The organism is Streptomyces sp. NPDC055140 (assembly GCF_053607285.1).
The window spans coordinates 1-2605 of record NZ_JBSGTG010000144.1; the positions used below are offsets into that span (position 1 = coordinate 1).

Genomic DNA, 2605 nt, shown 5'->3' on the forward strand with positions numbered 1-2605 from the left:
GCATCCCCTACGACGAGACCATCGCCTTTCCCACCCAACCCCAGACCGTCCTCGCAACCGCCGCTTGACTCCTTAACCGCATCGGATGTCTGATCGTCGACCGCCACGGAACTCCGCTCGCCGTCACGCCACCGCCTGCGGGCTCGTCCCTGCCCGGCGCGTCCCAGGGCACTGCGGGGGTTCCGCGCTGCTCGCGCGGACCCGGCTATGCCTGCCAGCGATGGGAGTACCCCTCTCGCAGTGGCCCTCCGATCAGATCCAGTAGCTTCTTCGCGGCAGCTGCCAGCAGGGCTGGATCGGCCTGTTCTGCAACAGTCTGATGCCCGTCCAACAATGCCTGGCCCAGCTCTGGGTCCGCGGCTAGGAGTCGACGGGGTAGCCATTTGCCGATCCCCGTCCATGCACCATGGTGAGCAGTGACGAGCTCAGCCGCTTCCCGCAGGACGTGGTCAGCAACGACAAGCTGTTCGTGACGGCTGGCCGACGGAGTATCAATCAGGTCGTCCAGATAGCACGTCAGCACATAGCGGCCATGGCACCACTGCTCCGCAGTGAGAGGAGGAGGGCCCATCGCGACGACATCTTCTGCCAGCTGGCGAGTGCGGGCCACATGCCCGTATGGGTCGGTTAGCGTCATCCCCTGGGCATAGACGAAGACCACCGTCGCCCGTCGGCGGGCTCGATCCCACTCGAAGAACCTTGGGACGTCCCCTGCATCATTGAGGAACAACTCGACCAGTCGCCCTTCGTAACGGATCACCTCCCGGCCGCTTCCGGCGGAGTTCGGGAGAAGGACACCTATGTCGAGGTCACTGGCCGGCGTGGCACGGCCCTGGGCAACTGATCCACCGAGAACAGCCCCAAGTGCCTGCGGGAACAGTTCTCCAACCAGACGGCTGGCCTGGGATATCGCCGCTTCTTGATCGCTCATGGGCGTTCATCGTGCCAGGTCATATGCATGACACCCAGACGGCAGTTGGTTTCAACACAAGATCATTCCCAACCTCAGTAATCCTTCGGGAACGCCACCCGCACGGAGTGTCACCGACGGTGGGCCGTCGAGTGCGAACCGGCGGGTGTCAGCCGGCCTTGGCGGGCTGGCCTGCCTTCGACCGTGTGGATGCGAGTCGATAGGAGTCGGTGCCGGTCTCGATGATCGTGCCGTTGAACGTGAGGCGGTCGACGATCGCCGCGTACAGCTCGACCTTCGACACCTGCGGCATGACCAGGCCCTTTCACCAGGAGCATCTCGATGCTGCCCTGGCAAGTACCCCGGCGCTGTCGAAACTCGTGAACATCACCCGACCGTGGATCTGGGTGCCTCCCAAACCCGTGAACAACTGACGGCACTACTGTCAACGACCCGGGACGGAAAGTCCCGGGCTTGCACAACGGGCGCCACTGGCTGTGGTGCTGGGTTTGCGTCCTGTCCCACGCCCGCTGTTCGGGGGTGGGTCTGGGGCGGTTGACTGCACCCCGCGTCGCCACAACTCTTCCGCACGGTGACGGATGTTGCGGGAGCCGTTACGGTCCGCGTGATCAACGAATCCGCAGGACCGGCATGCAAAGCGGGCCTGGGAGGCCCGGTTCGCTTTGTCGATGTGCCCGCATTCGGCGCAGGTGCGGGAGGTGTACGCCGCATCGACGTGCACCACCGGCACCCCTGCCTTGCAGGCCTTGTACGCGATGAAATCTCCGAGCTGGGCAAAAGCCCAGGAGGAGTGGGTGGCCCGTTGGGGCTTGCGAAGCCGTACCCGTGCGCGGATGCCCGTGAGGTCTTCCAGGTCGATTCCGCGTCCGGTGCGTTCTGCCTCGGCCACCACATGCTTCGCGATCTTGTGGTTGATGTCCCGTCCCCGCCGCGCCTCCTTACGACGCCGCTTCTTCAACCGGCGTTTGGCGGAGGGGGTGTTCTTCTTCTGGAGTTTCTGACGCAGGACGCGTTCGCGCAGACGCCCGCGATTGAGCCGTCGTCCGGCCATGATCTGACCGTCCGAGGTGGTCGCGATGTTCACGATCCCCAGATCGATCCCCAGAAACTGGGTGACACTGGTGTTGAGTTCGGCCTCGGGGACCTCACAGGTCGCGATCAGGAACCACATGCCGTCGCGGAACAACAGATCGGACTCGCCCCTGCGGCACAGGGCCAAGCGCGCCACATGCTCGGGGCGGCGGTGAACGCCACCTCTTTCATCCGGCCCGACAGGGTCCAGATCGACACCGTACGCTCCGTGTACTGCCAGGACAGCATCCGGTCGTCATACGGCTGCGCGCCCGTCGGGCGGAAGGCGATCGGCTTTTCGGTGGCCCGCCGGTAGCGCTTGGAGGAGGGCTTGCCGAGGTTCCCTGCCTTCAGGTTCGCCTTGAGGGTGCGGTAGGCGTCGCAGGTCTTCTTGATGACGTGCTGGGCCGCCTGCGCTCCCAGCTTCCACCGGTCCTTGACCGCCGTTTAGGTGTGCTCACGCAGGGCGAAGTTGCGCTTGATGTCCTTCTCGAACGCCACGGACGACACCCAGGTCGCGGCCTGATTGCAGGCGTGCAGGGTTTCCTCAAGTGCCGCCGCCTGCACGGGCGTCGGCAGGAGTTTCACCTGCACGGTTAACTT

Annotated in this window: 2 protein-coding genes and 1 pseudogene; all 3 read right to left on the reverse strand. The window is 64.6% G+C overall.

All coding sequences use genetic code 11. The features are described from left to right. Positions 1-205: 205 nt before the first annotated feature. Positions 206-931, reverse strand: a complete 726-nt coding sequence (locus ACWFR4_RS48360) for a nucleotidyltransferase domain-containing protein (protein ID WP_453658315.1) — start codon at positions 929-931, stop codon at positions 206-208. Between the two features lie 148 nt (positions 932-1079). Continuing rightward, a pseudogene (locus ACWFR4_RS48365) lies at positions 1080-1199 on the reverse strand (IS21-like element helper ATPase IstB); the annotation flags it as partial. Positions 1200-1355: 156 nt separating this feature from the next. Then, positions 1356-2102 carry an RNA-guided endonuclease InsQ/TnpB family protein gene (locus ACWFR4_RS48370; protein WP_453658317.1) on the reverse strand — a complete coding sequence of 249 codons (747 nt, stop codon included), beginning with the start codon at positions 2100-2102 and terminating at the stop codon, positions 1356-1358. Positions 2103-2605 lie beyond the last annotated feature (503 nt).

Bases quoted from the DNA above. Each gene is read 5' to 3' on its own strand.
- ACWFR4_RS48370 (WP_453658317.1), bottom strand. From the start codon at position 2,102: ATGTGGTTCCTGATCGCGACCTGTGAGGTCCCCGAGGCCGAACTCAAC.
- ACWFR4_RS48360 (WP_453658315.1), bottom strand. From the start codon at position 931: ATGAGCGATCAAGAAGCGGCGATATCCCAGGCCAGCCGTCTGGTTGGA.